The sequence below is a fragment of the Streptomyces sp. NPDC021080 genome, assembly GCF_044333225.1.
Lineage (GTDB): Bacteria > Actinomycetota > Actinomycetes > Streptomycetales > Streptomycetaceae > Streptomyces.
Genome location: NZ_JBIRQM010000004.1, coordinates 537,659 through 561,634, shown reverse-complemented (window position 1 = coordinate 561,634; position 23,976 = coordinate 537,659). Strand labels below are relative to the sequence as shown.

The following is a 23,976-nucleotide window of genomic DNA, read 5'->3' as shown; positions in this document are numbered from 1 at the left end:
CGGGCTCAGGACCGCCAGGCCACCCGGTGCTCGGCCAGATGCGACAGCACCGAATGATTGGCCTCCCAGCCATCCGGAAACTTCACGGTCACTCCCAGCTGTACGGGCTCGGTCGACGGGTGGTCGTCCAGCAACTCCGTGATTCCTTCCCGGCAGATCACGATGCACGCGTGCCGGTGCCGGGAAGCGAGGACGCACAGACGTCCGGTCTCCAGATGGAAGGCCGTGGCGTCCGGCCGTCCCGACAGCGGGTGCAGGACGACCGTGACGTCGAACTCCCGTCCCTGGAGCCGGTTCGCCGTGTCCACGGTGACGTCCGCGACGCCGAAACCCGCCAGCGCCGCCCGCACGGCCGCGGCCTGGTCGCGGTGCGCCGTGCCCACCGCGATCCGGTCGGCCGTCAGCGGCACCGGATCCTCCGCCCGCTCCGACGTGGCCGCGCCGCCCCGGTCCAGCAGCCGCCGCACCACCCCGGCCACCGCGTGGACCGCTTCCGGGTCCGTCCGCGGAGTGTGCCGGGCCGGCAGTTCCAGCAGCCCCCAACCGGACTCCGCGGCCTCGTCGATGACCCTGTCGGTGCCCGAACCGTTCGACGGCACACCGAAGTTCAGCCGCCGGTCGCCGTGGCCGGTGCCGCTGCGGAACGGCGTGTACGGGTAGAAGGCCCCCGAGACCAGGGGCGCGGCCGACGCGGGCAGCCGCCAGGACACCGGCAGCCGGTGCTGCGGCAGGTGCGGATTGTGCGCGAGCAGCGTGCTCACCGCGGACGCGGACGGATCGTAGGACAGCCCCGCCCACTGCTCGGAGCCGACGATCGAGAACGGGTCCAACTGCCCGGGGTCGCCCACGAACAGCGCCCGCTCGAAGAGCCCGGCGACGGCGAGGAGCGCGTCCGAGCGCATCTGGTACGCCTCGTCGACGATCGCGTGCCGCCAGGGCTCGACGCCCTTGACGTGGGCCCACTTCGCGGCGGTGGAGACGACGACGTCAAGGCCCGCCAGATCGGCCGCCTTCGTGGACTTGCGGACCCGGTCCAGACCGTCGAGCGCCTTGTCGTACGGGTCCGAGTCGCTGCTGTGCAGCCGCCCCACGGGCAGGTCCGGGGCCTTCTCCGCGAGCCGCAGCACCAGGTCGTCGACCTGTGCGTTGGTCTGTGCGATGACCATCAACGGGCGCCCGGCGGAAGCAAGTTCGAGGGCGGCGCGGACGACGAGCGTGGACTTGCCGGCGCCCGGCGGGGAGTCGACGACGACACCGCGGTCGGTGCCGTGCAGGGTGTCGCGCAGGATCGCGTCGGTGGCACGGGCGGCCTCGGCGCCCGGGTCGAAGACGGCGGTCACAGGACGTCCTCCTCGGTCACCGGGTCCGGAAGCGGCAGGGCGTCGGGCTCGCCCGGCGGCCCCCCGTGCGTCCACGGCGTCTCCTCCGGATCGGGCAGCTTGGCGCCGCCGCGCTGCTCGTGCTCGAAGGCGGTGAAGCAGACGAGGTCCCCCTTCTCCGGCAGCGAACCGGCCTCGGGTTCCTTGCCGCGCCCCATCTTGTCGACGATCCGCAGCACCAGGGCGCCCTCGTCGTCGTACCCGACGAACTCGGCCGCCTGCGGCTTCCCGCCGAGCGAGCGGTAGACCTTGGCCCGTTCCCCCAGGTGCGGGCGGTCGTCCGTGCGGACGGTCACCAGCGGGCGGGGGCTCGGCCGCCTGCCCTCGCTGTACGCCATCACGACCTCGGTGACCTCCCCGGCGAACGCCTCTCCGGCGAGCCGCCGGCCGGCCATGACCAGCGGGTCGTCGAGGGCCTCCTGCGCCTCCAGCCGGGCCTGTTCCCGTTCGCGCGTGGCCAGCTTGTTCGCGGCGGTGACCGCGTCGTCGCGGCGCGGCTGCGGCGGCTCGCCCGCCACGACCCGGTCGCGGTGCCCGGTGAACGACCAGCGGTCGCGGGTCCACCGGTCGGCGGCGTGCGCCCCCTCCGGCAGCGTCCGCAGCAGGTCGAGCCCGCGCCAGACGGCGTCCCAGGTGGGCCGGGTGACGCTCGCGACCAGGTCGCGGATCTCCCGCTCCGCCGCGGTGAGTTCACCGAGCCGGTCGTCCGCCTCGATGCCGTCCTCGGCGGCGGCCAGCGCCGTCCGCGCGCGGTCGTAGCGTTCGATCGCGGGGGCCAGCAGCTGGTTGTCGAAGGCCGGGTCGGTGGCCGGTCCCGCGGGCGGGCAGACGAGCTGGCCGCGCGCGTCCCGCTGGAGCTCGGCCCGCACCGCGGCCTCGGCGCCCGGCTCGCCCTCAGGCGGGTCGAGCCAGGCGAGCAGCGCGCCGAGATGCTGGTCCTCCAGGCTGCTCTGCCCGGTGGCCCAGTGCCGCGACAGCACGTCGGTGAGGGCGAGGAGCAGGGCGGAGCCCGGCACCCGGGCGCGCTCCCCGAAGTGGGTCAGCCAGCGTCCGAACAACGGCACCCGGGGCGGCGCCGGGTGCGGTGTCTCGGGATCCTGCTCGGCGGTGCGGCGAAAACGGGTGGAGCGGCCGAGGAGGCGGACGAACTCGATGCCGGCCCGGCCCGGCACGATCAGCTGCGGAGCGTCCGCGCACAGCTCGACCTCGACCTTGACGCGCTTGCCGGTCTCCGGGTCGGTCTCGCTGCGCTCGGCCGCCTCGACCACGTCCGCGTAGGTGTCGATGTAGGGCAGGACGACGTCCGCCAGCTCGGCGAGGAAGGCGAACCGCAGGTCGCGGTCGCGGGGCTGCGGCACGACCAGCAGCCGGGGCGCGTCCCGGTCCGTGCCGACGAGCGCGCCCAGCGGGGCTCCCGCCTCGCCCGCGGTGGTCAGCGGCACGAACACCAGCGGCCGTTCGGCGAGATGACGGTGGAGCACGGTGGCGGCGGGCTGCGCCCGGCCGCTCTCGACGGCCTCCAGCCGGGCGAGGGCGGTGATCAGCGACATGCGCCCGCCTCCCGGCCGTCCGAGACCGCGGCGGCCGGCACCCGGGGCTCCCCGGCCGGGGCGAGGGGCGTCGCGGCCGTGCCGCGCAGGGCCTCCGCCCGCAGCAGCGCCGCTCGCCTGAGGGCCGCGACGGCGGGGTCCTCGGGGTCGCCCGCCTTCCCGCGCGCCGCGGCCAGGACGTCCGGGACGGTCGTCAGGGAGCCGAGCTCCGCGCGCAGCGAGCGGCCGAGCGAGGTGACCGCGCCCTCGGCGCGTGAGCGGGCCCGGCAGTGGAAGGCCAGTTCGCAGGCGGACAGGCACTCGGGGGCGTAGGTCGCGGGGACCGCCTCGACGGCCGTGATCAGTTCCTCGGCGGGAAGTCCGGGGGAGAAACAGATGCCCTCGGGGAGGGCGGCGGCGATGTCCTCGACACGGGTGAGCCGGGCGAGCTGGCGGCGGGTGACCGCGCGCTGCTTGCGCACGTCGACGGCCGAGGCGGCCGGGAGGTTGGAGAAGTCCTTCGGGCAGACCAGCAGGATCCGGTGGTGGACCTCGGGAGCGGGGTCGAGGCGGGCGGCGACCTCCTCCAGGGCCAGGACGTACACCGCGGACTGCCGGGCGGCGGCGCCCACCTTGGCCGGGTCGGCCGAACCGTCCAGCATCGGGAACGACTTGATCTCGACGACCGTCCAGTCGCCGTCGGGGTGCACGACCACGGCGTCCGGCTCCAGGAAGGCCGGGGACCCCGCGACGTCCAGGGCGAGCATGGGGTGGTCGAGCAGGGTCCAGACACCGGCCCCGGTGGCCTCCCGCAACGCCAGTTCCGTACGGGCCGTGCGTCCCTCGGGGCCGATCGCGGACAGGTCGGGCGCGGCCCCGGCGCCGGGCGGCTCGGCGCCGGGGTCCAGCCTCTCGTGCACCAGCCGCAGCAACTCGGCGCCGCCGTCGGCCTTGACCCGTGCCTCGAACGCGTTGCCCCGCATGAAGGCGAACTGGGACATCCCGAACGCGGACGGCGAGCCGATCGCGTCGGCCAGCTTCGCCTTGTCGACGCCCACGCCGTCCAGCAGGGCGCGCCGGTCGCACCCGGGATTGGCGGCGAGCGCCGCGAGGGCGCGCGCGTCCAGCGCCTTGGGCGCGGTGTCCGGACCGCGCAGCTCAGCGAGCTGCTGTCGCAGCGCTGTCCCCCGTGTCCGTGGGAGAGGCACCCGGCTCAACTCCCGGCCCGGTTCGGGACTCGCGCTGTCGGGGAATTCGTTCACCCGTGGAAGTCTGGCACCCCGCACTGACAACCGCGGACCCCTCGCCCCGCGAGGCACCCCGGACCCACGGGGCACGGAGCTGCAGCAGCGTCCGCAGCCGGTCCGCCGCCCGCATCACGAACGGGGTCAGCAACAGGCCGGTCCCCATCACCGCGACGCCCGCGACGGCGTCCAGGAAGTAGTGGTTGGCGGTGCCCATCACGACGATCGTGGTGAACAGCGGATAGACGACGGCGGCGACCTTGGCCGCGGGCGTACGGCCGTGGCGCCACAGCATCACCCCGCACCACAGTGCCCAGCCCACGTGCAGGCTCGGCATCGCCGCGTACTGGTTCGTCATGCCGCCCATGCCGCGCGGAGCGCTCGCCTCGGCACCCCACCAGCCGTAGCCGCTGTACTGGGCCATCGTGTCGACGAAACCGTGCTCGGGCGCCAGCAGCCGGGGCGGGCAGGTCGGCAGCAGGGTGAAGCCGATCAGGCCGATGAGCGTGGAGGTCATCAGCCAGGTGCGGGCCGCGCGGTAGCGCACGGCCCGGGAGCGGAACAGCCATATGAGGATCGCCGGTGTCACCACGTAGTGCAGCGAGGCGTACCAGAAGTCGGCGGGTATGCCCAGCCAGGCCTCCCGCGTGAACAGCCGGTTCAGCGGGTGTTCGGCGTTGAGGTGGAGGACCTTCTCGACCCTCAGGATCTCCAGGCCGTGATCTACGGCACCGCTCGTGTCGCCCCGGGCGAGCAGCCGGCCCGCGGTGTACACCGCGTACACGAGGATGATCAGCGGGACCTCGGTCCACCAGCGCAGACGGACCTTCGACGCGGCGGACGAGCGCAGCCCGCCCCACCGGCCCGACCGGGCGTGCGGTGCCGCTTCGGTACGCGGTGCATCGGTCTGCGGCATCCGATCGCCCTCCCCCATCTGCTCGTGTCCCCTGCTCGTGATGACCAGGCGGTCCATGGTCACCCCGGGATTTTACGGGGCGGCCGAAGGCCCCCGAGGGGCGCCCCGGATCTCAAAGACGCGGAGGTCGCCCCCCGGGTTGCCCGGAGCGCAGGTGAGCGATGATGGAGTGACCCACTCCTCAGTCGTCCACGAGTGAGCCGACCCTCTCATTCGTGCCGCCGTCCCGGAAAGGCTCCTCGTCATGGCACCGCGCATCCTGCTGGCCCGGCACGGACAGACCGAATGGTCGCTGTCCGGAAAGCACACCGGCAGGACCGACGTCCCGCTCCTGGAGGAGGGGCGGCGCGGCGCCAAGCTGCTGGGCGAGCGGCTGCACCGGCCGCCGTTCGACGCGCTGCCCGGCGTCGAGGTGCGCACCAGCCCGCTCTCGCGGGCGAGCGACACGTGCGAGCTCGCCGGTTTCGGGGAGCGGGCGACCACCTGGGACGCGCTCATGGAATGGGACTACGGCGCCTACGAGGGCATGACCCCGGCCGAGATCCAGGACATCCGTCCCGGCTGGTTCATCTGGCGCGACGGCGTTCCCGAGGGGGAGACCCTGGAACAGGTCACCGCGCGCGCGGACGAGGTCGTCGGGTGGGCCCGCTCCGAGGACCGCGATCTCCTGGTCTTCGCCCACGGGCACATCCTGCGTTCCATAGGCGCCCGTTGGCTGGGCCTCCCGCTGGACTTCGCGGCCCGCATCCGCCTCAACCCGACCTCGCTGTCGGTGCTCGGCTGGGCCTACGGGGAGCCGGCGGTCGAGGTGTGGAACGACTGCGGGCACCTGAGCGCCTGACCGGCGCCCCCGGCGGCTCTCACGCCGTGCGGGGCAGGCTCGCGTGGCGGTCGAGGAACGCCGAGACGCCCGAGGCCCTGCGGTGCGGGAGCAGCACGCGGGCCGTTCCCGCCAGCATGGTCTGGATGCGGGAGGACTGGACCTCGTTCAGCAGGTCCAGGACGCGCAGACCGGCGACGGCGGCCTCGTCGGGGCGGCCGCCGCGGGCCAGGTCGTCGGCGAGCTCGGCGGTGTAGAGGGCGATGTTGCGGGTGAAGTGCGGGTCCTGCAGATGGGCGGCGCGGCGTGCGTGGCGGGCCGCCCGGGGCCAGTCGCCCAGCATGGACCAGCACTGCGCCTCGAGCCCTTCCAGTTCGGCCTCTCCGTAGAAGGTCATCCACTCGGGGTCGGTCTCCGCGGGGCCGCGTCCGTAGAGGGCCTGCGCGCGGGCCATCGCCTGCTCGCATCCCCGGCGGTCGGCGAGCCCGGCCCAGCCGCCCGCCTCGCGCAGCGCGAGCAGGGAGAGCAGCCGGGGGGATCCCAGGGGCCGTGCGGCGCGCTGGGCCGCCTGGGCCGCGCGTACGGCCTCGCGCGGGCGCCCCGCGTCGCGGGCGAGGAACGCCGTGTTGCAGAAGGCGTGGGCCTCCAGGCCCGCGTCACCCGCCATCCGCGCGGTCGCGAGGGCCTCCGCGTAGTGCGAGCGCGCGTCGTCGAAGCGCCCGGAGTCGTGGGCCAGCCAGCCCACCGAGATGGCCAGTTCGCCGGCCCCGGAGTACAGCCGGTCGGCGGTGGTCTGCCGGGTGGTGCCCGCGTCGAGCAGCGCGTACGCCGTCCGCAGCGGTGCCGCCGCGCGCCGGTAGAGCCCGTCGGCCCCGTGTCTGTCGTCGAGCAGCCGGATCCTGCGGACGGCCTCTTCGAGGGCGCCCGCCTCGGACGTACCCGCCCGGTGGACGCGTCGTTCGCAGGCGGTGGCGGTGCCGCCGAAGGCGCCCGCGAAGGGGCCGAGCGAGGCCGCCACGGTGGCGGTGCCTCCGGTCATGAATGCGCGACGCTGCACGTCGCTCTCCTCGTGGTTCTGATCGCGTTTCTCGTACGGGTCGTACGGATCGCACGAGTGGTGCGGGTCGTACGGACCGTGCGGGCTGTGCGGATCGTGCGGGCTGTCCGTGTGGTGCGCGGTGCGCGGGTCGTACGGGGCCGGGACGTGGAGCAGACCCGGTGTCTCGTACGTCTCGGGCACCCCGTCCGTCTCATGCGGGGCGTGCGGAGGGTTCGTGAAGGGCGCGAGAGGGGGCTCGCCCGGGTCGCGCGCCCCGCGTCCGCGCACCCATGAGCGGGGCGTGAAACCGAGGTCCGTCAACGTGCGGCCGGGAAACATGTGCAGGAACACCCGCTCGTACGCGTAGTTGGGACAGCGGATCTCGCCCGCTTCGACGCGCCCGATGTAGCGCGCGTCGCAGCTGACCCGCTCGCCGATCTCGCGCGCGGCCCTCCGCACCAGCGCGGCGAACTCGCCCGGGGAGCGCTGTCCGCGCAACCGCCGGAAGGCGAGATTCGGCCGTGCCGGCCGGGGGGACGGGGACGAGGTCACCGATGACGACGTCATGGCCGGGCCCTCTCTTGCGAACCGTCGAACCACGCCGGAACAGGGACCGAGTTGACCGGGTTGTGCCCGGTAGGTTCCCTGCTTCCGGCGGTGCAAGAACGTACCTGGTGTGACAACGTCGCCACGCTGGGTTTGGCTACAAACCGGATATCTCATCCACGATCTGCCATGAACTGCCATCCTTTGCGGCGGAGTTTCGCCGTAGCCGTTGACGTCCTGGCGCGTTGAACCGGATGGACCGGGAGCCGCCCGAACTCCCGACCCACTCGTCATGAGGAGGGGTTCCGTTGGAGGCCGGGATGCAGATCACGCAGAGCACCGAGTTCCGTACGCCGCCGTCGACAGCGCAGCACAGGCCGTCCCCGGAGCGCGGCGTCCCACCGCGGCCGGCCGCCGGGTGCGACCTGGTGACCGTCCCGGCCCGCCAGGGGCTGGAAGCGGTCGACATCCTGCGCCGGGGCGCGGCCGACCTCGTGGGGCCCGTCCTGCACGACGGCGGCGACACCCTCGGCTTCCTGGTGCCGCCCGGCACCGCCGACGCCTGGGACGTGCCCGGCAGCACCTGTACGCAGACCGACGGCCGCGGCCTGCGGCCGGCCCCCGAACCCCCGGTCGAGGGCTCGGACTGGCTGCTCCCGCCCGGTGACGCGGACCTCGCGACCGATCCGGCGGTCCTGCGGGCCGCGCTGGGCGAGGCCGCGCGGCTGATCGAGGCGGCGGACGGCTGCCGGTGAGCGGGCCGGGCACCCCGGCGACCGGTCGCTGAGCCGACCCGCCCGCGCGCCCCGATAATGGCCAGATGGCACGGGCGAGGAATCAGCGGGCGGACGAGGGCCGCGACGGCGGGCGGGGCGGACGGCGGGGGCAGGCCGCGGCCGAGGCGGTCGTGGAGGCCGTCGACGGCGGACTCGCCGAGCTGCTGCCCGACCGCGACCGGGCGCGCGCCTGGACCCTGCTCATCGACGGCGCCCCGCAGTCCCACGTCGACCTCGACGACCCCTCGTACCTGAGCTTCGAGTACCAGCGGCGCCTCGGTCACGTCATCGACCTCGTCGCCCCGCCCGGCAAGCCCGTGCAGGTCGTCCACCTCGGCGGCGGCGCCCTCAGCCTGGCCCGCTACACGGCGGCCACCCGCCCCCGGTCCACCCAGCAGGTCGTCGAACGCGACGCGGCCCTCGTCCAACTGGTGCGCCGCGAACTGCCGCTGGATCCGAACGCCCGGATCAGGGTGCGTTCCGTGGACGCCAGGGAGGGTCTCGCCAAGGTGCCCGACGGCTGGGCGGACCTGGTCATCGCCGATGTCTTCAGCGGCGCGCGCACACCGGCCCATCTGACGTCCGCCGAGTTCGTCACGGAGGTCCGCCGGGCGGTGAAGGACTCCGGGGTCTACGCCGCGAACCTCGCCGACGGGCCCCCGCTCGCCCATCTCCGCGGCCAGATCGCCACCGTCGCCTCCGTCTTCCCCGAACTCGCCCTGGTCGCCGACCCGACGGTGCTGCGCGGCAAACGCTTCGGGAACGCCGTCCTCGTCGCCTCCGGCCGGCCGCTGCCCATCGCCGAACTGACCCGCCGCGCCGCCTCCGACCCGCATCCCGCCCGGGTCGAGCACGGCAAGGAGCTCATCGACTTCACGGGCGGCGCGGCACCGGTCACGGACGCCGTCGCGGTCGCCTCACCGGCGCCGCCGCCGTCCGTGTTCCGCTGACCCGGCGTCAGCACATCCCGGTCACGGTGTCCCCGCCGAGCGCGACCGCGCGCCCGCCCCGGCCGCGGAGGTCCGTACGCGCCCGCCGCACCCGTCGGTTCAGTACGTCCCGATGTCCACGTGCGGGGGTCCGTCGTGCCAGTCGCAGAACACCGACACCCGGTCGGCGCCCGAGCTGAACTCCACGCGGATCCACGTCTCGGTCTTCCACACCTGCATCGACCAGCCGGTGTTCGGCGTCGCCGACACCAGGGTCCCGTACGTGGCGGTGATGTCGAAGACCACCCGGCCGCCGTCGGAGTCGTAGCTCTTGACCTGTCCGGTGGCGGAAGGGGACGCCGCGGGGGCGGACGGCGCCGGTGACGGACCACCGCTCGCCGGCGCGGACTTCGAGGGGGCCGCGCTCGGCCTCGGGCTCGCGGACGGCCTGCCCGGAGCGCTGCTCCCCGACGGCTCGGCCCGCCGGGTCGAGGACGCGAGCGGTCTCGTCTCCTTCGCCGTCGCGCCCGCCACCGTGATGGGCAGCGCCCGCGGCGGGTCGTAGGCCGTCCCCGTCATGACGGTGTGGACACCCCACCACGACAGCGTGACCGCCGCGCCCGTGGCGAGCGACCACGCGAGTACGTGTACGAGTCCTCTGCGCATCGCCGCCATACTGCACCACGAGCACCACGGGTGTCTCCCGGCCCTGCCAAGATCCGGGAAGTCCCCGTGCGGCGGGCCTGGATTGTCCCCAACTGCCTGATGAGGGTTGTCCACAGGCACCGGACGGCCGCTTCCGGATGGCGTACGGTGCCGCCCATGGCAAGTGTGCTCGTTGTCGAGGACGACCAGTTCGTACGCTCGGCGCTCATCCGGCATCTGACCGAGGCCGCGCACATCGTGCGCAGTGTCGGCACCGCCCTGGAGGCGCTGCGCGAGGTCGCCCATTTTCCCTTCGACGTCGTGATCCTCGACCTCGGACTGCCCGATCTGGACGGGTCCGAGGCCCTGAAGATGCTGCGCGGGATCACCGACGTCCCGGTGATCATCGCCACAGCGCGGGACGACGAGGCGGAGATCGTCCGGCTGCTGAACGCCGGCGCGGACGACTATCTGACCAAGCCGTTCTCGGTCGAGCACCTGTCCGCGCGCATGGCGGCGGTGCTGCGCCGTTCGCGCACCACCGTGGGCGAGGCCCCCGTGCCGACGGTCATCCGGGTCGGCGGGCTCGCCATCGACCCGCTGCGCCGCCAGGCGGAACTGGACGGCGTACGACTCGACCTCACCCGGCGCGAGTTCGACCTGCTCGCCTTCCTCGCCGGGCGCCCCGGTGTCGTCGTGCCCCGCAGGGAACTGCTCGCCGAGGTGTGGCAGCAGGCCTACGGCGACGACCAGACCATAGACGTCCATCTCTCCTGGCTGCGCCGGAAGCTGGGGGAGACGGCGGCCCGGCCGCGCTATCTGCACACCCTGCGGGGCGTCGGCGTGAAGCTGGAACCGCCGAGAGCGGAGCGGCCGCTGTGAGGTGGGCACTGGTCAAGGTGTGCGTGGCGGTGACGACGATGGTCGTCGTCGCCTTCGCGGTCCCGCTCGGCCTGGTGATCAAGGAGATGGCGCGCGACCGGGCGTTCTCGAACGCCGAGCGGCAGGCCGCGGCCATCGCGCCCGCGCTTTCCATCACCACCGACCGGGACGAGCTGGAACGCGTCGTCGCCTCGGCCGGCTCGGACGCGGGGATAGCCGTGCACATCCCCGCCGGCGACGGAAAGCCGGCGGTCGAGATCGGCCGGCAGCGGGCCGTCGGCAAGGACGTCACCATGACCCGGCGGCTGGGCCGGGCCTCCACCGCGGAGGTGCCCGGCGGCTCCACGCTGCTCCAGCCCATCGCGCTCAGCTCCGGCGAGATCGCGGTCATCGAGGTGTACGTCCCCGAGGCCGAGGTCAGCAACGGCGTCGGCACCGCCTGGGCGGTCCTCGCCGCGGTCGGCGTCGCCCTCGTCATCGGCTCCGTCGCGGTCGCCGACCGGCTGGGCGTGCGGATGGTGCAGCCCGCGCAGCACCTCGCCGAGAGCGCGCACGAACTGGGCGAGGGGAAGCTGGGCTCCCGCGTGCCCGAGGAAGGGCCGACGGAACTGCGGCTGGCCGCAGTCGCGTTCAACTCCATGGCCGACCAGGTCGTCCAGCTGCTCGCCAACGAGCGCGAGCTCGCCGCCGACCTCTCGCACCGCCTGCGCACACCGCTGACCGTGCTCCGTCTCAACGCCGCCTCGCTCGGCGACGGACCGGCCGCCGACCAGACCCGGGCCGCCGTGGAGCAGCTGGAGCGCGAGGTCGACACGATCATCAGGACGGCCCGGGAGGCCAAGCCGCAGACCGCGGCGATCGGCGTCGGCGCCGGGTGCGACGCGTCCGAAGTCGTCCGTGAGCGCATGGACTTCTGGTCGGCGCTCGCCGAGGACGAGGGACGCAAGGTGCGGGTGGCCGGCGTGGACCGGCCGTGCCGCATACCCGTGGCCCGCGCCGACCTCGCCGCCGCGCTCGACGCCCTCCTCGGCAACGTCTTCCGCCACACCCCCGAGGGCACGGCCTTCGCGGTCGACGTGCACAACGCCGAGGACGCCGTGATCGTGCTGGTGTCGGACGCGGGCGCCGGCATCGTGGACCCCGAGGCGGCGATGGCGCGCGGACGGGGCTCGGGCAACGACGGGTCCACGGGCCTCGGCCTCGACATCGTGCGCAGGCTCGCGGAGTCGACGGGCGGGGACGTACGGATCGGTTCCTCCGTGCTGGGCGGAACCGAGGTGCGCATCTGGATCCAGCTGGACGGCAGGGCCCCGGTCCGCAGCGGGCACCGGGGCAGCGTGCGGCGCCGCCGACGCCGCGCGGGCGTGGCCTGAGAGGTACCTGTGGGAGCCGCCGAACCGCTCACATTGGTCTCGACCTTTAACGGCTCCCGATGCCTTCCTTAAGCGGACCCTAAGATCCTCAACCGACGTCCGGATCAAGCGGTTTGACCGATTCCGGATCGCTAGCGTGATGCCCGCACCCCACTGGGACACCCCAAGCCCACTGGGACACCCCAGCGAACCCCCCCCGTGATTCCGCGAAGGCAGGCACACGCGATGAGCAGCACGCACCGGCGCAAGGTCAGTGGCAGGAACAAGGCGATAGGCGGCATCGTCGCGGCGGCCGTGGCCGGCGGTGGCGCCTTCCTGTTCACCGGTATCGCGAACGCGTCGAGCGTCGGCGCCGCGTACACCAGGACCAGCGAATGGTCCACGGGGTACACCGCGCAGTACGTCGTCTCCAACGACACGGCCCAGCGGAAGCCGGACTGGAAGCTGGAGTTCGACCTGCCCGCGGGCTCCAAGCTCAGCTCGCTGTGGGACGCGACCTCCTCGGTGAGCGGCCAGCACGTCACCGTGACGCCCCCGTCCTGGGACAAGGACGGTCTGGCGGCCGGCGAGTCCGTCACCGTCGGCTTCGTCGTGAACGGCACCGCGAACCCCACCGGCTGTGTCATCGACGGCACCAAGTGTTCGGTGGACGGGGCGACGCCCGAGCCGAGCGGCCGCCCGACCCAGACCGCGACCCCCACGGCCGCGCCCACCCCGACCGCGAGCGCGACGCAGACCGCCACCCCGAAGCCGACCGCCACCGCGACCGCCACGCCCACCCCGACCCCCACGCAGACCTCGGGCGGCGGCACCACGACGACCGCCGGCTTCGCGCCCTACGTCGACACCTCCCTCTTCCCGGCCTTCGACCTGCTCAAGGCGGCCGACTCCACCGGCGTGAAGAACTACAACCTCGCGTTCGTCACCGACGGCGGCGGCTGCACGCCGAAGTGGGGCGGCGTCAGCGACCTCGCCAGTGACGCGGTGGCGGCGCAGATCGGCGCGCTGCGCGCCAAGGGCGGCGACGTCCGGGTCTCCTTCGGCGGGGCCTCCGGCTCGGAACTGGCCACCACCTGCTCCTCGGCCGACGCGCTGGCGGCGGCGTACGGCAAGGCGGTCGACGCCTACAAGCTCACGAAGGTCGACTTCGACGTCGAGGGCGGCGCGCTGCCCAACACGGCCGCGAACACCAAGCGCGCGCAGGCCATCGCCAAGCTCCAGCAGCAGCACCCGGGCCTGGACGTCTCCTACACCCTGCCGGTCCTGCCCCAGGGCCTCACCCAGGACGGCGTGAACCTGCTCGCCGACGCCAAGTCCAACGGCGTGAAGATCAGCACCGTGAACATCATGGCGATGGACTACGGCCCGGCGTTCAACGGTGACATGGGTGACCTCGCGCAGCAGGCGGCCACGGCCACGCAGGCCCAGATCAAGAGCGTCCTCGGCCTCTCGGACAGCACCGCCTGGAAGACCGTCGCGATCACCCCGATGATCGGCGTCAACGACGTGTCCTCGGAGATCTTCAAGGTCGACGACGCCTCGCAGCTGGTCTCCTTCGCGCAGTCCAAGGGCATCGGCGGGCTCTCGATGTGGTCCGGCGCCCGTGACAAGCAGTGCGCCGGCGGTGCCAAGAGCACCGCGGACGCCACCTGCAGCTCCATCGTCCAGAGCGACGGTGCCTTCTCCAAGGCGTTCGCCGCCTTCAAGTAGCCATCGCGAAACGGGGGTCGCGCGCCCCGGCCGGTCTTCTCCACCTTCCACCCCCCACCCGGCCGGGGCGGCGCGACGACGCGCGAAGGGCCTGGGCCCTGTCCGGTGATCTTCCGGACAGGGCCCAGGCCCTTTCTCCCGTGCCGCCGCTTCTCCCGTGCCGCCGCGGACACGCGGCGGCGGCAGGGACGCGTCGGGCGGTGCGGACGGACCGGGGCGCGGCACCCCCCTCGGGCGCCGCGCCCCATGTCCCCCGTGTCCCCCGTGCCTTCGGGTCGCGCCCGCCTACTCGGCGGGCGCCACCGGCGCCAGCGTGCCCGTGCGGGCCGCCTTGCCGTACCAGTGGGCGCTCGACTTCGGCGTGCGGGCCAAGGTCGCGTAGTCGACGTAGACCGCGCCGAAGCGCTTCTCGTAGCCGTAGGCCCACTCGAAGTTGTCCAGCAGGGACCACAGGTAGTAGCCGCGGACGTCGGCCCCGTCGGCGATCGCGCGGTGCACGGCGGACAGGTGGCCGTGCAGGTAGGCGACGCGCTCGGGGTCGTGGACGCGGCCGTCCGGGTCCGGCTTGTCGTCGTAGGCCGCGCCGTTCTCCGTGATGTACAGGGGCAGGCCCGGAGCCTCACGGGTGTACCGCATGATCAGCTCGTGCAGCCCCGTCGGGTCGATCGTCCAGCCCATCTCCGTGCGGTCGCCCGGGGTCTGGTGGAACATGACGTCGTCCGCGCCCGGCCAGGGGGAGTGCGCGCTGGAGCCGTGGCCGTCCGCGCGCGGACCGTCCGTGGGCGCGGCGGCGGCCGAAACCAGCGTCGGCGTGTAGTAGTTGAGGCCGAGGGCGTCCAGCGGCTGGTGGATCAGCGCGAGATCGCCGTCCTGGACGTACGACCAGTCGGTGATCGACCGGGTCGCGGCGAACAGGGTCTGGGGGTAGGCGCCGTGCAGCATCGGGCCGTGGAAGACACCGTTGGCCAGGTCGTCGATGCGCTGGGCCGCGTCCAGGTCCGCCGGTTCCTGCGAGACCGGCCGCACCGGGCAGGAGTTGAGGCTCACCGCGACCGAGTTGCGGGACGGCATCACGGAACGCAGCGCCGACGTGCCGAGCCCGTGCGCGAGGTTCAGATGGTGCGCCGCGCGCAGCGCCGCCGCCGGGTCCGTCCGGCCGGGGGCGTGCACCCCGGAGCCGTAGCCGAGGAAGGCGCTGCACCAGGGCTCGTTCAGCGTGATCCACTGTTCGACCCGGTCACCCAGTGCCTCGCCCACGATCTGCGCATACTCGGCGAAACGCAGCGCGGTCTCGCGCTCGGGCCAGCCGCCCGCGTCCTCCAGCTCCTGCGGCAGGTCCCAGTGGTAGAGGGTGACGGCCGGCTTGATGCCCTTCGCCAGCAGCTCGTCGACCAGACGCCGGTAGAAGTCCAGGCCGCGCTGGACGGCGGGGCCCCGGCCGGTGGGCTGCACCCGCGACCAGGACACGGAGAAGCGGTACGCGCCGAGGCCCAGGTCCGCCATCAGGGCCACGTCGTCGCGGTAGCGGTGGTAGTGGTCGACAGCGATGTCACCGTGCTCACCGCCGGCCGTCTTGCCAGGGGTATGGCTGAAGGTGTCCCAGATGGACGGCGTCCGGCCGTCCTCCCGCACGGCACCCTCGATCTGGTAGGCGGAGGTAGCCGCACCCCAGAGGAAGGCCGGAGGGAAAGTCACGGGTGTTGCGGACTCAGGCATGGAAGCGCTCCCAAGGGGGTCGTGAAGACCGACGAGTTGGAGGTGGGGAAGGGAAGGCGGGACGTGAGGGGCCGAGGCGACGGTGGCCCGGCCCCTGGACGGGCGGGTCAGCCCTTGATCGCGCCCTGCATGATTCCGCCCACGATCTGCTTGCCGAACAGGAGGAAGGCGATGAGCAGCGGCAGTGTGCCGAGCAGCGCGCCCGCCATGATGACGGCCTGGTCGGGGATGTAGCCGGTGCCCAGCGCGTTGAGGGCGACCTGCACCGTCGGCTCCTGCTGGTTCAGGGCGATGATCGGCCACAGGAAGTCGTTCCAGGCCATCACGAACGTCAGCAGACCGAGCACCGCCATCGCCGGGCGTGCCGCCGGGAAGACGACGTGCCACACCACGCGCAGACTGTTCGCGCCGTCCACCCGCGCCGCCTCGATCAGCTCGGAGGGCAGGGCCTGCAGCAGGTACTGCCGCATGAAGAACGTGCCGAAGGCGCTCACCAGGGTGGGCAGGATGACCGTCTGCAGCTGGTTGGACCAGCCCAGGTCGCTCATCCACAGGTACAGCGGTACGACGGCCAGCTGCGGCGGGATCATCATCGTGCCGATGGTCAGCAGCAGCAGGAGTCCGGAGAACCTGAACTTCAGCTTGGCGAAGGCGAACCCGGCGAGCGTGGAGAACACGACGGTGCCCAGCGTGATGGTCCCGGCGACGATCGTGGAGTTGACCATCGCGGTGCCGAGCCCGGCCTGGTCCCACGCGGCCTGGAGGTTCGAGAACAGGTTCGCGCCGAACCACAGCGGCGGCGGGCTCTGCGCCAGCCGCTCGTTGTTGCGCGAGGCTGCGACGGCCGTCCAGACCAGCGGGGCGAGCGAGACCAGCGCGAAGACGGTCAGGACGACGTAGGTGACCGGACCCGCGTGCAGCTGCTTGCCCGCGCCGAGCACCCGGCGGCGTCCGGGCTCGCGCTTGTCCGGGGTCGGCTTCGCGTCCTCCGGCGTGGCGGTCAGTTCAGTCGTGGTCATTGGGATTTCCTCAGCCGTCGGGTGATCAGCAGGTTGATCGCGGCGATGATCAGCAGGATCAGGAACATCGTCCATGCGATCGCCGAGGCCTTGCCGAGGTTGCCGATGCCCCAGCCCTGGTCGTACATGTAGAGGCCGAGCGTCTGGTACTGGTGCGCGGAGCCGCCCTTGGAGCCGCTGACCCCGCCGAACAGGAGCGGTTCACCGAAGAGCTGGGTCGCGCCGATCGTGGAGACGACCACCGTGAACAGGATCGTCGGCCGCAGCATGGGGATCGTCACGTGGCGGAACTGCTGCCAGCGGCCGGCACCGTCGAGCGCGGCCGACTCGTACAGGTCCGTGGGGATCGCCTGCATCGCCGCGAGGTAGATCAGCGCGTTGTAGCCGGTCCAGCGCCAGATGACGATCGAGGAGACGGCGAACTGACCGCCCCAGTCGGACTCGCGCCAGTTGATCGGGTGGACCCCGACGAAGTGCAGCAGCCAGTTGACCATGCCGCCGTCCCACGAGTACAGCAGCGTGAAGACGAGCGTTGCCGCCGCCACCGAGGTGGCGTACGGGGTGAGCATCACGACCCGCCACACGGTCGAGCCGCGCAGCCGGTAGTTGAGCAGGTGGGCGAGCCCGAGGGCCATGAGCAGCTGCGGCACCGTGGAGATCACGCCGATGGTGAAGGTGTTCCCCAGGGCGTTCCAGAAGAACTCCGAGGACAGCAGTTTCTTGTAGTTGTCCAGACCGGCCCAGGTCTGGTGGTCCAGGCCGGAAAGCTGCACATTGTGCAGCGAGTACCAGGCCGTGTAGAGCAGCGGGAAGAGGCCGAAGGCCCCGAAGATGATGAAGAAGGGGGAGATGAATGCGTACGGCGACGCCTTCATGTCCCAGCGGTAGAGCCGGCTGCGCCAGGAACCCGGGCCGGACGCCGGCGTACCGCGACCCTGAGCGCCCCGGGCCGCGCCCGGCTGAGAGCCGGGCGCGGCGTCGGCGCTCGTCGCGGGTTGCGCGAGAGCCTGCTTGGAGCTGGTCACTGGCCGAGCACGTCCTTGATCTCAGCCTTTGCCGCGTCCCAGCCCTGGGCCGGGGTCTTGCCCTTCTGCTCGACCTGGAGGATGCCGACGTCGGTGATCGCGGTGCCGATCGGCTGGTCCTTGGTACCGAAGTACTGGACCGGGATGGTCTTCGCCGAGTCGCCGAAGATCTGCGTGATCGGCGCGTTGGAGAAGTAGGCCGTGGTGTCGGCGGCCGGCGTCAGGTTCGCGTACGCCGACGGGGTCGACGGGAAGCTCGCCTGCTTGGCGAAGACCTTCGCCTGCTGCTCGGGCGCGGTCAGCCACTTGGCCAGGGCGACGGCCTCCTTCTGGTGCTTGCCCGCCGTCGGCACGCCGATGAACGAACCGCCCCAGTTGGCCGCGGTCGGCGCGGCCGCCACGTCCCACTTGCCCTTGCCCGAGTCACCGGACTTCTGCTCGATGTAGCCGATCATCCACGCGGGACAGGCGACGGTCGCGAACGAGCCCTTGGCGAAGCCCTGGTCCCACGTCGGGTCGAACTGCTTGAGCTTCGCCGACATGTTGCTGGTCGCCACATCCATCGCGGCGTTCCAGGACTTCTTCACGCCCGTGGACTTGTCCCAGATGACGTTGCCGTCCTTGTCGTAGTACCGCTGGCTCTCGCCGCCGAGGGCGGCGTTGTAGACCGAGGAGGCGGAGTCCACGAACTTGGTGCCGCTGGGCGCCTTCTTCATGTAGTCCTTGCCGACGGCGACGTACTTGGACCAGTCGCCCTTCCACTGCGCGGCGAGCTTGGTGCGGTCCGTCTCCAGACCGGCCTTCGCGAACAGGTCCTTGCGGTAGCAGATCGCCATCGGGCCGATGTCGGTGCCGAGCGCGATCGTCTTGCCGTCCTTGGTGGTGGCCTGGGAGAGCTTCCAAGGCAGCCACTGCGACTTGTCGACCTCCTTGCCGAGGTCGACGAACTTGTCGGCCTGGGTCTGGACGGCCTCGGTGATGTTGCCGACCTCGATCGCCTGGATGTCGTCGGTGCCGGAGCCGGCCTGCAGACGGGTGAGCGTCTTGGGCCAGTAGACGTCGGTACGAGTGGTGACGTTCTCCTTGATCGAGATGTTCGGGTGCAGCTTCATGTACTCGTCGTAGAGACCGGCCTGCTTGTAGCCGAAGACACCGAACGTGCCGATGGTCAGCTGCGTCTTGCCGCCGCCGCCTCCGCCGTTCGAGTCCGACGTGCCGTCGTTCGAGTCCTTCGAGCAGCCGGCCAGCAGCCCTGCGGTCATCGCTGCGACGGCCGCTATGGCCGCCAGTCTGCGGGACCGGCGGGTACTCGTACGCATTGCGTCCTCCTGTTGCCTGACGTGCCGACCCCCCGGCCAACTGCATTGGTGGCGCCCGTTGTTTCTCGCTGCGGCTCGGGCGGGGAACGTGCGGGTTGTGTATGTGTCAGGTACTGTGGGAGCGCTCCCACCAGTGATGTGTTGAAGAGTCGCTGGTTCGGGCGGGGGTGTCAAGGGTGGGGGAGCGGAGAGATGCGTTCAGTTATCGGCCTGTTAGCTGAAGATGTCATTCCGCCACATGGCCGGAAGCGTCTCATGACCCGTCCGGCGTCCGGGGAGGGGCCGCCCGCGAGGTGATGATCGCCGGGCTGCGGCCCAGCGACGCGAGCTTCGCCGGACGAGGCTGTTAGATTCCAGGCCAACTTGGTGTCGACGGGAGGCGGAGGCCATGGCAGGCCACGGAGCGCGGGGCCGCAGCGGTGGGCGGCCGACCCTCGAAGAGGTGGCCGCGCGCGCGGGTGTGGGTCGCGGCACGGTCTCCCGGGTGATCAACGGATCCCCACGGGTCAGTGACGCGACCCGGGCCGCGGTCGAGGCCGCGGTCGCGGAGCTCGGATATGTCCCGAACACGGCGGCCCGCGCCCTCGCGGCCAACCGCACGGACGCGATCGCCCTCGTCGTCCCCGAACCGGAGACGCGTTTCTTCGCGGAACCGTACTTCTCGGACATGCTGCGCGGTGTCGGAGCGGAACTCTCCGAGACCGAGATGCAGTTGCTGCTGATATTCGCGGGCAGCGACCGGGAGCGGCAGCGCCTGGCCCAGTACCTGGCGGCGCACCGCGTGGACGGTGTCCTGCTGGTCTCGGTGCACGCCGACGACCCGCTGCCCGACCTGCTCTCCCAGCTGGAGATCCCGGCCGTGATCAGCGGCCGGCGCTCGGCGGAGGAGACGCTTCCGTCGGTGGACTCCGACAACTACGGCGGCGGGCGCGCGGCCGTGGAACACCTCGTCTCCCGGGGGCGCGGCAGAATCGGCCACCTCGCCGGCCGCATGGACGTCTACGGCGCCCAGCGGCGCGTCGACGGCTACCGCCAGGGTCTGCGGGACGCGGGCCGGGAGGTGGACGACCGGCTGATCGTCCCCGGCGACTTCACCGAGGAAGGGGGGCGGCGGGCGATGACCCTGCTCCTCGAGCGCTTCCCCGACATCGACGCGGTCTTCGCCGGCTCCGACGTCATGGCGGCGGGTGCCCGCCAGGTGCTGCGCGAGAGCGGCCGGCGCATCCCGGACGACGTGGCGCTCATCGGCTACGACGACTCCGCCATAGCCCGTCACATGGACCCGCCCCTGACCAGCGTCCGCCAGCCCATCGAGGAGATGGGCCGGGCCATGATCGACCTCCTCCTCGGCGAGATCGCGGACCGCCGCCCGGCGGCCTCCCGGGGGCTGGAGAAGCGGCAGCTGGTGCTGCCGGCGGAACTGGTGGTGCGGGCCTCCTCCTGAGGCTCACGCACGGCGTCCGCCGGGCACCGGACCGGAGAACCGCCGCCGTCCCCGGCCGGTCGCCGGTCGCCTGCCGCCTTCGGCCGGTCGGCTGCTGTCGCGGGCCGGTCGCCTGCCGGTCGCCTGCCGTCGTCGTTCTCGGCCGGTGGCCCGCCGCTGCCGTCCGGTCGGCTGCTGTCCTCGGGCGGTCGGCTGTGGTTGCCGTTCGGCCGGTTGTCGTTCTCGGCGGGTTCGCCGTCCGCCTCGGCCGGTCCGCTGTCGTTTGCCGTTCTCGTCCGGAGGGCGGTCCTCCTCGCCCGGAGGGCGGTGGTGCGGTGCCGGGCGGGGCGGGGCGGTTCGGCCCGGCCGGCGCGCCGGGACCGGCGCGTTCACCGTCGTACCGTCAGTTCCCAGCGGATCTCGCCGTCGTGGAGCTCGCCGGTCGCGGTGAGTCCCGCCGCCGCGGCGACGGCGGCGGACGCGTGGTGGCCGGGGTGCACATGGGCCACGACCGTGCGGACCGGGTACGCCCGGATCACGTGCCGGACCAGTGACCGCGCCGCCTCCACCGCGTACCCCCGGCCCTGCCAGGGCGTGCCCACGACCCAGGCGACCTCGGCAGTCTCTCCCGAGACGGTCGCCTGGACCGTCCCCACGAGCGATCCCGTCGCACGCTCCCGCAGCACCCAGTTGCACCACAGGACGCCGGGGTCGGGCGAGCCCGCGACCAGGCGCTCGTACCGGGCCCGCAGTGCCTCGGGAGTGTCCGGCGCCCCGCCGGTGAACGCGTGCAGCGCCGGATCCGACAGCACCCCGGCCATCTCGTCGGCGTGCCCGACCCGCAGCGGGAGGAGTTCGAGCCGGGCGGTGGCGGAAGGTTCTGTGGGCCAGGTCACGAGGGGGAGCGTAGGGGCCGCAGGGCCCGGAAACGCAATCAGCCGGTGACCTGTTCACCAGGTCACCGGCTGATCACTCAGGGTGAGTGACGGGACTTGAACCCGCGGCCACCTGGACCACAACCAGGTGCTCTACCAACTGAGCTACACCCACCATGTCCGGTCTTCGGAGTTTTCCCTGACCGGCCGAGAAAAAGTGTACAGGGTTCTGAGGGGTGCTCGCGCACACCTTTTTGCGGGGCCCACCAGGGCCCCGTCAAAGGCCTATTCGGTGGGCAGGACGTGCTTGGCCGCGATGGTGCGGGCGGTGTCCGAGTCGGGGCCGGGCTGCGGGACGAAGATCGCCTCGCGGTAGTAGCGGAGCTCGGCGATCGACTCGCGGATGTCGGCCAGCGCGCGGTGGTTGCCGTTCTTCTCCGGGCTGTTGAAGTACGCCCGGGGGTACCAGCGGCGGGCCAGCTCCTTGATCGAGGACACGTCCACGATGCGGTAGTGGAGGTAGTCCTCCAGCGTCGGCATGTCGCGCAGCAGGAAGCCGCGGTCCGTTCCGACGGAGTTCCCGCAGAGCGGGGCCTTGCCCGGCTCCTTGACGTGCTCACGTACGTAGGAGAGGACCTGCTCCTCGGCGTCCGCCAGGGTCGTGCCCCCGGCGAGCTCCTCCAGCAGACCGGAGGCCGTGTGCATCTGGCGCACCACGTCCGGCATCGTCTCCAGGGCCGCGTCCGGCGGGCGGACCACGATGTCCACCCCTTCGCCGAGCACGTTCAGCTCAGAGTCGGTGACCAGCGCGGCCACTTCGATGAGCGCGTCATCCGACAGCGAGAGTCCGGTCATCTCGCAGTCGATCCACACCATGCGATCGTTCATGTGTCTCACCCTACGGCCCGCCCCCTTCCGTGGACCCGCCCGTGCGTCCCGCCGGGGCGGCGGATCGCGCCGGGCCGTGGCCCGCATGCGAAGGGGCCCGCACCCGAAGGTGCGGGCCCCGCGCGTTCTTCACCCGCGTGTTCCTCGGTGCCGGACTACGGCGCGCTGCGCTGTCCGGGCAGGCTCGGCCTGCCCGCGGCGTACAGCTCCGCCCGCTCCCGCATCGCCTCCGCGGAGAGCGACGCCGCCGCGCCCAGCGCGCCGGCCGTCGCCGTGCGGCGGGTCTGCATCGGGACCGGCCCCGAGTGCTCCTGGTGCAGGGACGGCGGCGGTCCGATCGGACCCGTCGGGCCGTCCGGATCCGTGGACCGGTCGGCCTGCGGCCTGCGGGCTCGGTACGCCGCCCGGTACGCGGCCGGGGACGACCCCAGCTGCCGCCGGAAGTGACCCCGCAGCGCGACCGGCGAACGGAAGCCGCAGCGGCCCGCGACCTCGTCCACCGAGTAGTCGGACGTCTCCAGGAGACGCTGCGCCTGCAGGACGCGCTGAGTGATCAGCCACTGCAGGGGAGCGCTTCCGGTGAGCGAGCGGAACCGGCGGTCGAACGTGCGGCGGCTCATGTAGGCGCGAGCCGCCAGTGTCTCGACGTCGAACTGCTCGTGGAGATGCTCCAGCGCCCAGGCGACGACCTCCGCGAGGGGGTCGGCGCCGATCTCCTCCGGCAGTGACCGGTCGAGATAGCGCTCCTGGCCTCCGCTGCGCCGCGGTGGGACGACCAGACGCCGGGCGAGCGCGCCGGCCGCCTCGTTGCCGTGGTCCGTCCGCACGATGTGCAGACAGAGGTCGATCCCGGCGGCCGTACCCGCCGATGTCAGCACGTCGCCGTCGTCCACGAAGAGCTCGCGGGGATCGACGTGCACCGACGGGTAGCGCTTGGCCAGCGTCGGCGCGTACATCCAGTGGGTGGTCGCCGGACGGCCGTCCAGTAACCCGGCCGCCGCGAGCACGAAGGCACCGGTGCACAGCCCGACTATGCGGGCGCCTTCCTCATGAGCGCGGCGCAGTGCGTCGAGCGCCTCCTCCGGTGGTGGCGAGGTGATCGACCGCCAGGCGGGCACGACGACCGTGCCGGCCCTGGAGATCGCTTCCAGGCCATGTGGTGCGGTGAGTTCCAGGCCCCCTGTGGTCCGCAGCGGGCCTTCCTCGCCGGCACACACCAAAAGGCGGTAGCGCGGCACGCCGGCGTCCTGGCGGTCAATCCCGAACACCGACAGCGGAATGGAACTCTCGAAAATGGGGCCGCCGCTGAACAGCAGCACCGCGACGATCTCCTTGCGGCGTCGCCCGGACAGTTTCCGGGCCGCGGTTTCCGGCGCGGCAGTGGAGTCGTGGCTCATCCTGCTAAGCCCCCCTCGGTGGTCGCGGCTCCTCGGTCGTGTCGCTCCTGCACGTTTCCCCTCGGTCCTGCACGAGTTCCCCCGCCGTAAGACAAGATCGAATCTACTGTGTCCCGTGACGCCAAGGTGACCAGTTCGGTACTCCGCAGAATGTCGACATGGCAACTTGGCGTGAAGCATTCGATCACGAAGCGTTGCACTCGTGGGCGCCGCAGGGAAGTGCGCCTCGTGGCGGTGGCCAATCCACGTAGGGTGCGCGCGCCCCCGGTACCCCTTTAGGTGCAGGTCGAACGGGGGTTGAGGGGTCGTTCGAGCAAGGGATGCGCCACTGCCGGAAGTTGGCTGAAAACCAGCGTAGGTGTACGCGCAAACCGGTCAGTCGACCGGCTTGTTCCCCCCGGTGTGACGTCCGCCTCGGTGAACTCCCGTGCCGTTCCCGCCCCATGGGCCGAGCCGCGGCCCCGCTCCGCTCCCGCGCCCCGCGAACCCCCCGCCGCCCGTGTTCCCCGGGTCGCTCCTCCCGTGC

General features: G+C 72.3%; 20 protein-coding genes and 1 tRNA gene. 7 read left to right on the top strand and 14 right to left on the bottom strand.

Annotated features, from left to right (window positions below; all coding sequences use genetic code 11):
- Positions 1–5: 5 nt before the first annotated feature.
- From ACH4S8_RS13120 to ACH4S8_RS13105, 4 genes are read right to left on the bottom strand one after another with little or no spacing between them, the layout of a single operon-like run.
- On the bottom strand, positions 6–1,340 hold the full coding sequence (locus ACH4S8_RS13120; protein WP_398393053.1) for an AAA family ATPase: 1,335 nt from the start codon (positions 1,338–1,340) through the stop codon (positions 6–8).
- The gene (locus ACH4S8_RS13115) at positions 1,337–2,929 is read right to left on the bottom strand and encodes a hypothetical protein (protein ID WP_398393051.1); all 1,593 of its coding nucleotides are present in this window, start codon (positions 2,927–2,929) and stop codon (positions 1,337–1,339) included. Before ACH4S8_RS13115 ends, ACH4S8_RS13120 begins: the two co-directional genes overlap by 4 nt.
- Positions 2,920–4,116 carry a hypothetical protein gene (locus ACH4S8_RS13110; RefSeq protein WP_398393049.1) on the bottom strand — a complete coding sequence of 399 codons (1,197 nt, stop codon included), beginning with the start codon at positions 4,114–4,116 and terminating at the stop codon, positions 2,920–2,922. The genes ACH4S8_RS13115 and ACH4S8_RS13110 overlap by 10 nt, the downstream gene beginning before the upstream one ends.
- The gene (locus ACH4S8_RS13105) at positions 4,067–5,068 is read right to left on the bottom strand and encodes a phosphatase PAP2 family protein (protein WP_398393182.1); all 1,002 of its coding nucleotides are present in this window, start codon (positions 5,066–5,068) and stop codon (positions 4,067–4,069) included. The genes ACH4S8_RS13110 and ACH4S8_RS13105 overlap by 50 nt, the downstream gene beginning before the upstream one ends.
- Positions 5,069–5,312: 244 nt before the next feature.
- Here ACH4S8_RS13105 and ACH4S8_RS13100 point away from each other — a divergent pair, with 244 nt between their 5' ends.
- Positions 5,313–5,909 (top strand): histidine phosphatase family protein, encoded by a 597-nt coding sequence (locus ACH4S8_RS13100; protein ID WP_398393047.1) that lies wholly within the window; start codon positions 5,313–5,315, stop codon positions 5,907–5,909.
- 19 nt (positions 5,910–5,928) lie between these two features.
- On the opposite strand, the gene ACH4S8_RS13095 is transcribed toward ACH4S8_RS13100, so the two are convergent.
- The gene (locus tag ACH4S8_RS13095; protein ID WP_398393045.1) at positions 5,929–7,494 is read right to left on the bottom strand and encodes a hypothetical protein; all 1,566 of its coding nucleotides are present in this window, start codon (positions 7,492–7,494) and stop codon (positions 5,929–5,931) included.
- 299 nt (positions 7,495–7,793) lie between these two features.
- Between ACH4S8_RS13095 and ACH4S8_RS13090 the strand changes: the two genes are divergently transcribed.
- Positions 7,794–8,228, top strand: a complete 435-nt coding sequence (locus tag ACH4S8_RS13090; RefSeq protein WP_398393043.1) for a hypothetical protein — start codon at positions 7,794–7,796, stop codon at positions 8,226–8,228.
- Between the two features lie 65 nt (positions 8,229–8,293).
- Entirely contained in the window at positions 8,294–9,199 is a 906-nt protein-coding gene (locus ACH4S8_RS13085) for a spermidine synthase (protein WP_398393041.1), read from the top strand.
- 99 nt (positions 9,200–9,298) lie between these two features.
- On the opposite strand, the gene ACH4S8_RS13080 is transcribed toward ACH4S8_RS13085, so the two are convergent.
- On the bottom strand, positions 9,299–9,844 hold the full coding sequence (locus ACH4S8_RS13080; RefSeq protein ID WP_398393039.1) for a hypothetical protein: 546 nt from the start codon (positions 9,842–9,844) through the stop codon (positions 9,299–9,301).
- Between the two features lie 156 nt (positions 9,845–10,000).
- On the opposite strand from ACH4S8_RS13080, the gene ACH4S8_RS13075 reads away from it, so the two are divergent.
- The 3 genes from ACH4S8_RS13075 (at position 10,001) to ACH4S8_RS13065 (ending at position 13,788) form a co-directional block, all read left to right on the top strand.
- Complete coding sequence (locus ACH4S8_RS13075) at positions 10,001–10,705, top strand: response regulator transcription factor (RefSeq protein WP_398393037.1); 705 nt, start codon at positions 10,001–10,003, stop codon at positions 10,703–10,705.
- Positions 10,702–12,078: a sensor histidine kinase gene (locus ACH4S8_RS13070; RefSeq protein WP_398393035.1), complete on the top strand. Its 1,377-nt coding sequence runs from the start codon at positions 10,702–10,704 to the stop codon at positions 12,076–12,078. Before ACH4S8_RS13075 ends, ACH4S8_RS13070 begins: the two co-directional genes overlap by 4 nt.
- 225 nt (positions 12,079–12,303) lie before the next feature.
- Positions 12,304–13,788 (top strand): cellulose binding domain-containing protein, encoded by a 1,485-nt coding sequence (locus ACH4S8_RS13065; protein ID WP_398393033.1) that lies wholly within the window; start codon positions 12,304–12,306, stop codon positions 13,786–13,788.
- Between the two features lie 285 nt (positions 13,789–14,073).
- On the opposite strand, the gene ACH4S8_RS13060 is transcribed toward ACH4S8_RS13065, so the two are convergent.
- From ACH4S8_RS13060 to ACH4S8_RS13045, 4 genes are all read right to left on the bottom strand, one after another.
- Positions 14,074–15,504 (bottom strand): GH1 family beta-glucosidase, encoded by a 1,431-nt coding sequence (locus ACH4S8_RS13060; protein ID WP_398393031.1) that lies wholly within the window; start codon positions 15,502–15,504, stop codon positions 14,074–14,076.
- Between the two features lie 107 nt (positions 15,505–15,611).
- Positions 15,612–16,523, bottom strand: a complete 912-nt coding sequence (locus tag ACH4S8_RS13055) for a carbohydrate ABC transporter permease (protein WP_398393029.1) — start codon at positions 16,521–16,523, stop codon at positions 15,612–15,614.
- The gene (locus ACH4S8_RS13050) at positions 16,520–17,548 is read right to left on the bottom strand and encodes a carbohydrate ABC transporter permease (RefSeq protein ID WP_398393027.1); all 1,029 of its coding nucleotides are present in this window, start codon (positions 17,546–17,548) and stop codon (positions 16,520–16,522) included. The genes ACH4S8_RS13055 and ACH4S8_RS13050 overlap by 4 nt, the downstream gene beginning before the upstream one ends.
- The gene (locus ACH4S8_RS13045) at positions 17,545–18,867 is read right to left on the bottom strand and encodes an ABC transporter substrate-binding protein (RefSeq protein ID WP_398393025.1); all 1,323 of its coding nucleotides are present in this window, start codon (positions 18,865–18,867) and stop codon (positions 17,545–17,547) included. The genes ACH4S8_RS13050 and ACH4S8_RS13045 overlap by 4 nt, the downstream gene beginning before the upstream one ends.
- 388 nt (positions 18,868–19,255) lie before the next feature.
- On the opposite strand from ACH4S8_RS13045, the gene ACH4S8_RS13040 reads away from it, so the two are divergent.
- Positions 19,256–20,311, top strand: coding sequence for a LacI family DNA-binding transcriptional regulator (locus ACH4S8_RS13040; protein ID WP_398393023.1), 1,056 nt, complete (start codon positions 19,256–19,258; stop codon positions 20,309–20,311).
- A 368-nt stretch (positions 20,312–20,679) separates the two neighbouring features.
- Here the strand turns inward: ACH4S8_RS13040 and ACH4S8_RS13035 are convergent, their stop codons facing one another.
- The 4 genes from ACH4S8_RS13035 to ACH4S8_RS13020 form a co-directional block, all read right to left on the bottom strand.
- Positions 20,680–21,186, bottom strand: a complete 507-nt coding sequence (locus ACH4S8_RS13035) for a GNAT family N-acetyltransferase (protein WP_398393021.1) — start codon at positions 21,184–21,186, stop codon at positions 20,680–20,682.
- Positions 21,187–21,267: 81 nt separating this feature from the next.
- A tRNA-His gene (locus ACH4S8_RS13030) sits at positions 21,268–21,340 on the bottom strand.
- A gap of 110 nt (positions 21,341–21,450) precedes the next feature.
- Positions 21,451–22,053 (bottom strand): oligoribonuclease, encoded by a 603-nt coding sequence (orn, locus tag ACH4S8_RS13025; RefSeq protein ID WP_398393019.1) that lies wholly within the window; start codon positions 22,051–22,053, stop codon positions 21,451–21,453.
- Positions 22,054–22,208: 155 nt separating this feature from the next.
- Positions 22,209–23,450: a helix-turn-helix domain-containing protein gene (locus ACH4S8_RS13020; protein WP_398393016.1), complete on the bottom strand. Its 1,242-nt coding sequence runs from the start codon at positions 23,448–23,450 to the stop codon at positions 22,209–22,211.
- Between the last annotated feature and the right edge of the window lie 526 nt (positions 23,451–23,976).

Excerpts from the sequence above, each read along its gene's own strand:
- ACH4S8_RS13085 (WP_398393041.1), top strand. The coding sequence starts at position 8,294 with ATGGCACGGGCGAGGAATCAGCGGGCGGACGAGGGCCGCGACGGCGGG.
- ACH4S8_RS13080 (WP_398393039.1), bottom strand. The coding sequence starts at position 9,844 with ATGCGCAGAGGACTCGTACACGTACTCGCGTGGTCGCTCGCCACGGGC.
- ACH4S8_RS13045 (WP_398393025.1), bottom strand. The coding sequence starts at position 18,867 with ATGCGTACGAGTACCCGCCGGTCCCGCAGACTGGCGGCCATAGCGGCC.
- ACH4S8_RS13075 (WP_398393037.1), top strand. The coding sequence starts at position 10,001 with ATGGCAAGTGTGCTCGTTGTCGAGGACGACCAGTTCGTACGCTCGGCG.
- ACH4S8_RS13095 (WP_398393045.1), bottom strand. The coding sequence starts at position 7,494 with ATGACGTCGTCATCGGTGACCTCGTCCCCGTCCCCCCGGCCGGCACGG.
- ACH4S8_RS13040 (WP_398393023.1), top strand. The coding sequence starts at position 19,256 with ATGGCAGGCCACGGAGCGCGGGGCCGCAGCGGTGGGCGGCCGACCCTC.
- ACH4S8_RS13115 (WP_398393051.1), bottom strand. The coding sequence starts at position 2,929 with ATGTCGCTGATCACCGCCCTCGCCCGGCTGGAGGCCGTCGAGAGCGGC.
- ACH4S8_RS13090 (WP_398393043.1), top strand. The coding sequence starts at position 7,794 with ATGCAGATCACGCAGAGCACCGAGTTCCGTACGCCGCCGTCGACAGCG.
- orn (WP_398393019.1), bottom strand. The coding sequence starts at position 22,053 with ATGAACGATCGCATGGTGTGGATCGACTGCGAGATGACCGGACTCTCG.
- ACH4S8_RS13100 (WP_398393047.1), top strand. The coding sequence starts at position 5,313 with ATGGCACCGCGCATCCTGCTGGCCCGGCACGGACAGACCGAATGGTCG.
- ACH4S8_RS13060 (WP_398393031.1), bottom strand. The coding sequence starts at position 15,504 with ATGCCTGAGTCCGCAACACCCGTGACTTTCCCTCCGGCCTTCCTCTGG.
- ACH4S8_RS13055 (WP_398393029.1), bottom strand. The coding sequence starts at position 16,523 with ATGACCACGACTGAACTGACCGCCACGCCGGAGGACGCGAAGCCGACC.
- ACH4S8_RS13105 (WP_398393182.1), bottom strand. The coding sequence starts at position 5,068 with ATGCCGCAGACCGATGCACCGCGTACCGAAGCGGCACCGCACGCCCGG.
- ACH4S8_RS13020 (WP_398393016.1), bottom strand. The coding sequence starts at position 23,450 with ATGAGCCACGACTCCACTGCCGCGCCGGAAACCGCGGCCCGGAAACTG.
- ACH4S8_RS13065 (WP_398393033.1), top strand. The coding sequence starts at position 12,304 with ATGAGCAGCACGCACCGGCGCAAGGTCAGTGGCAGGAACAAGGCGATA.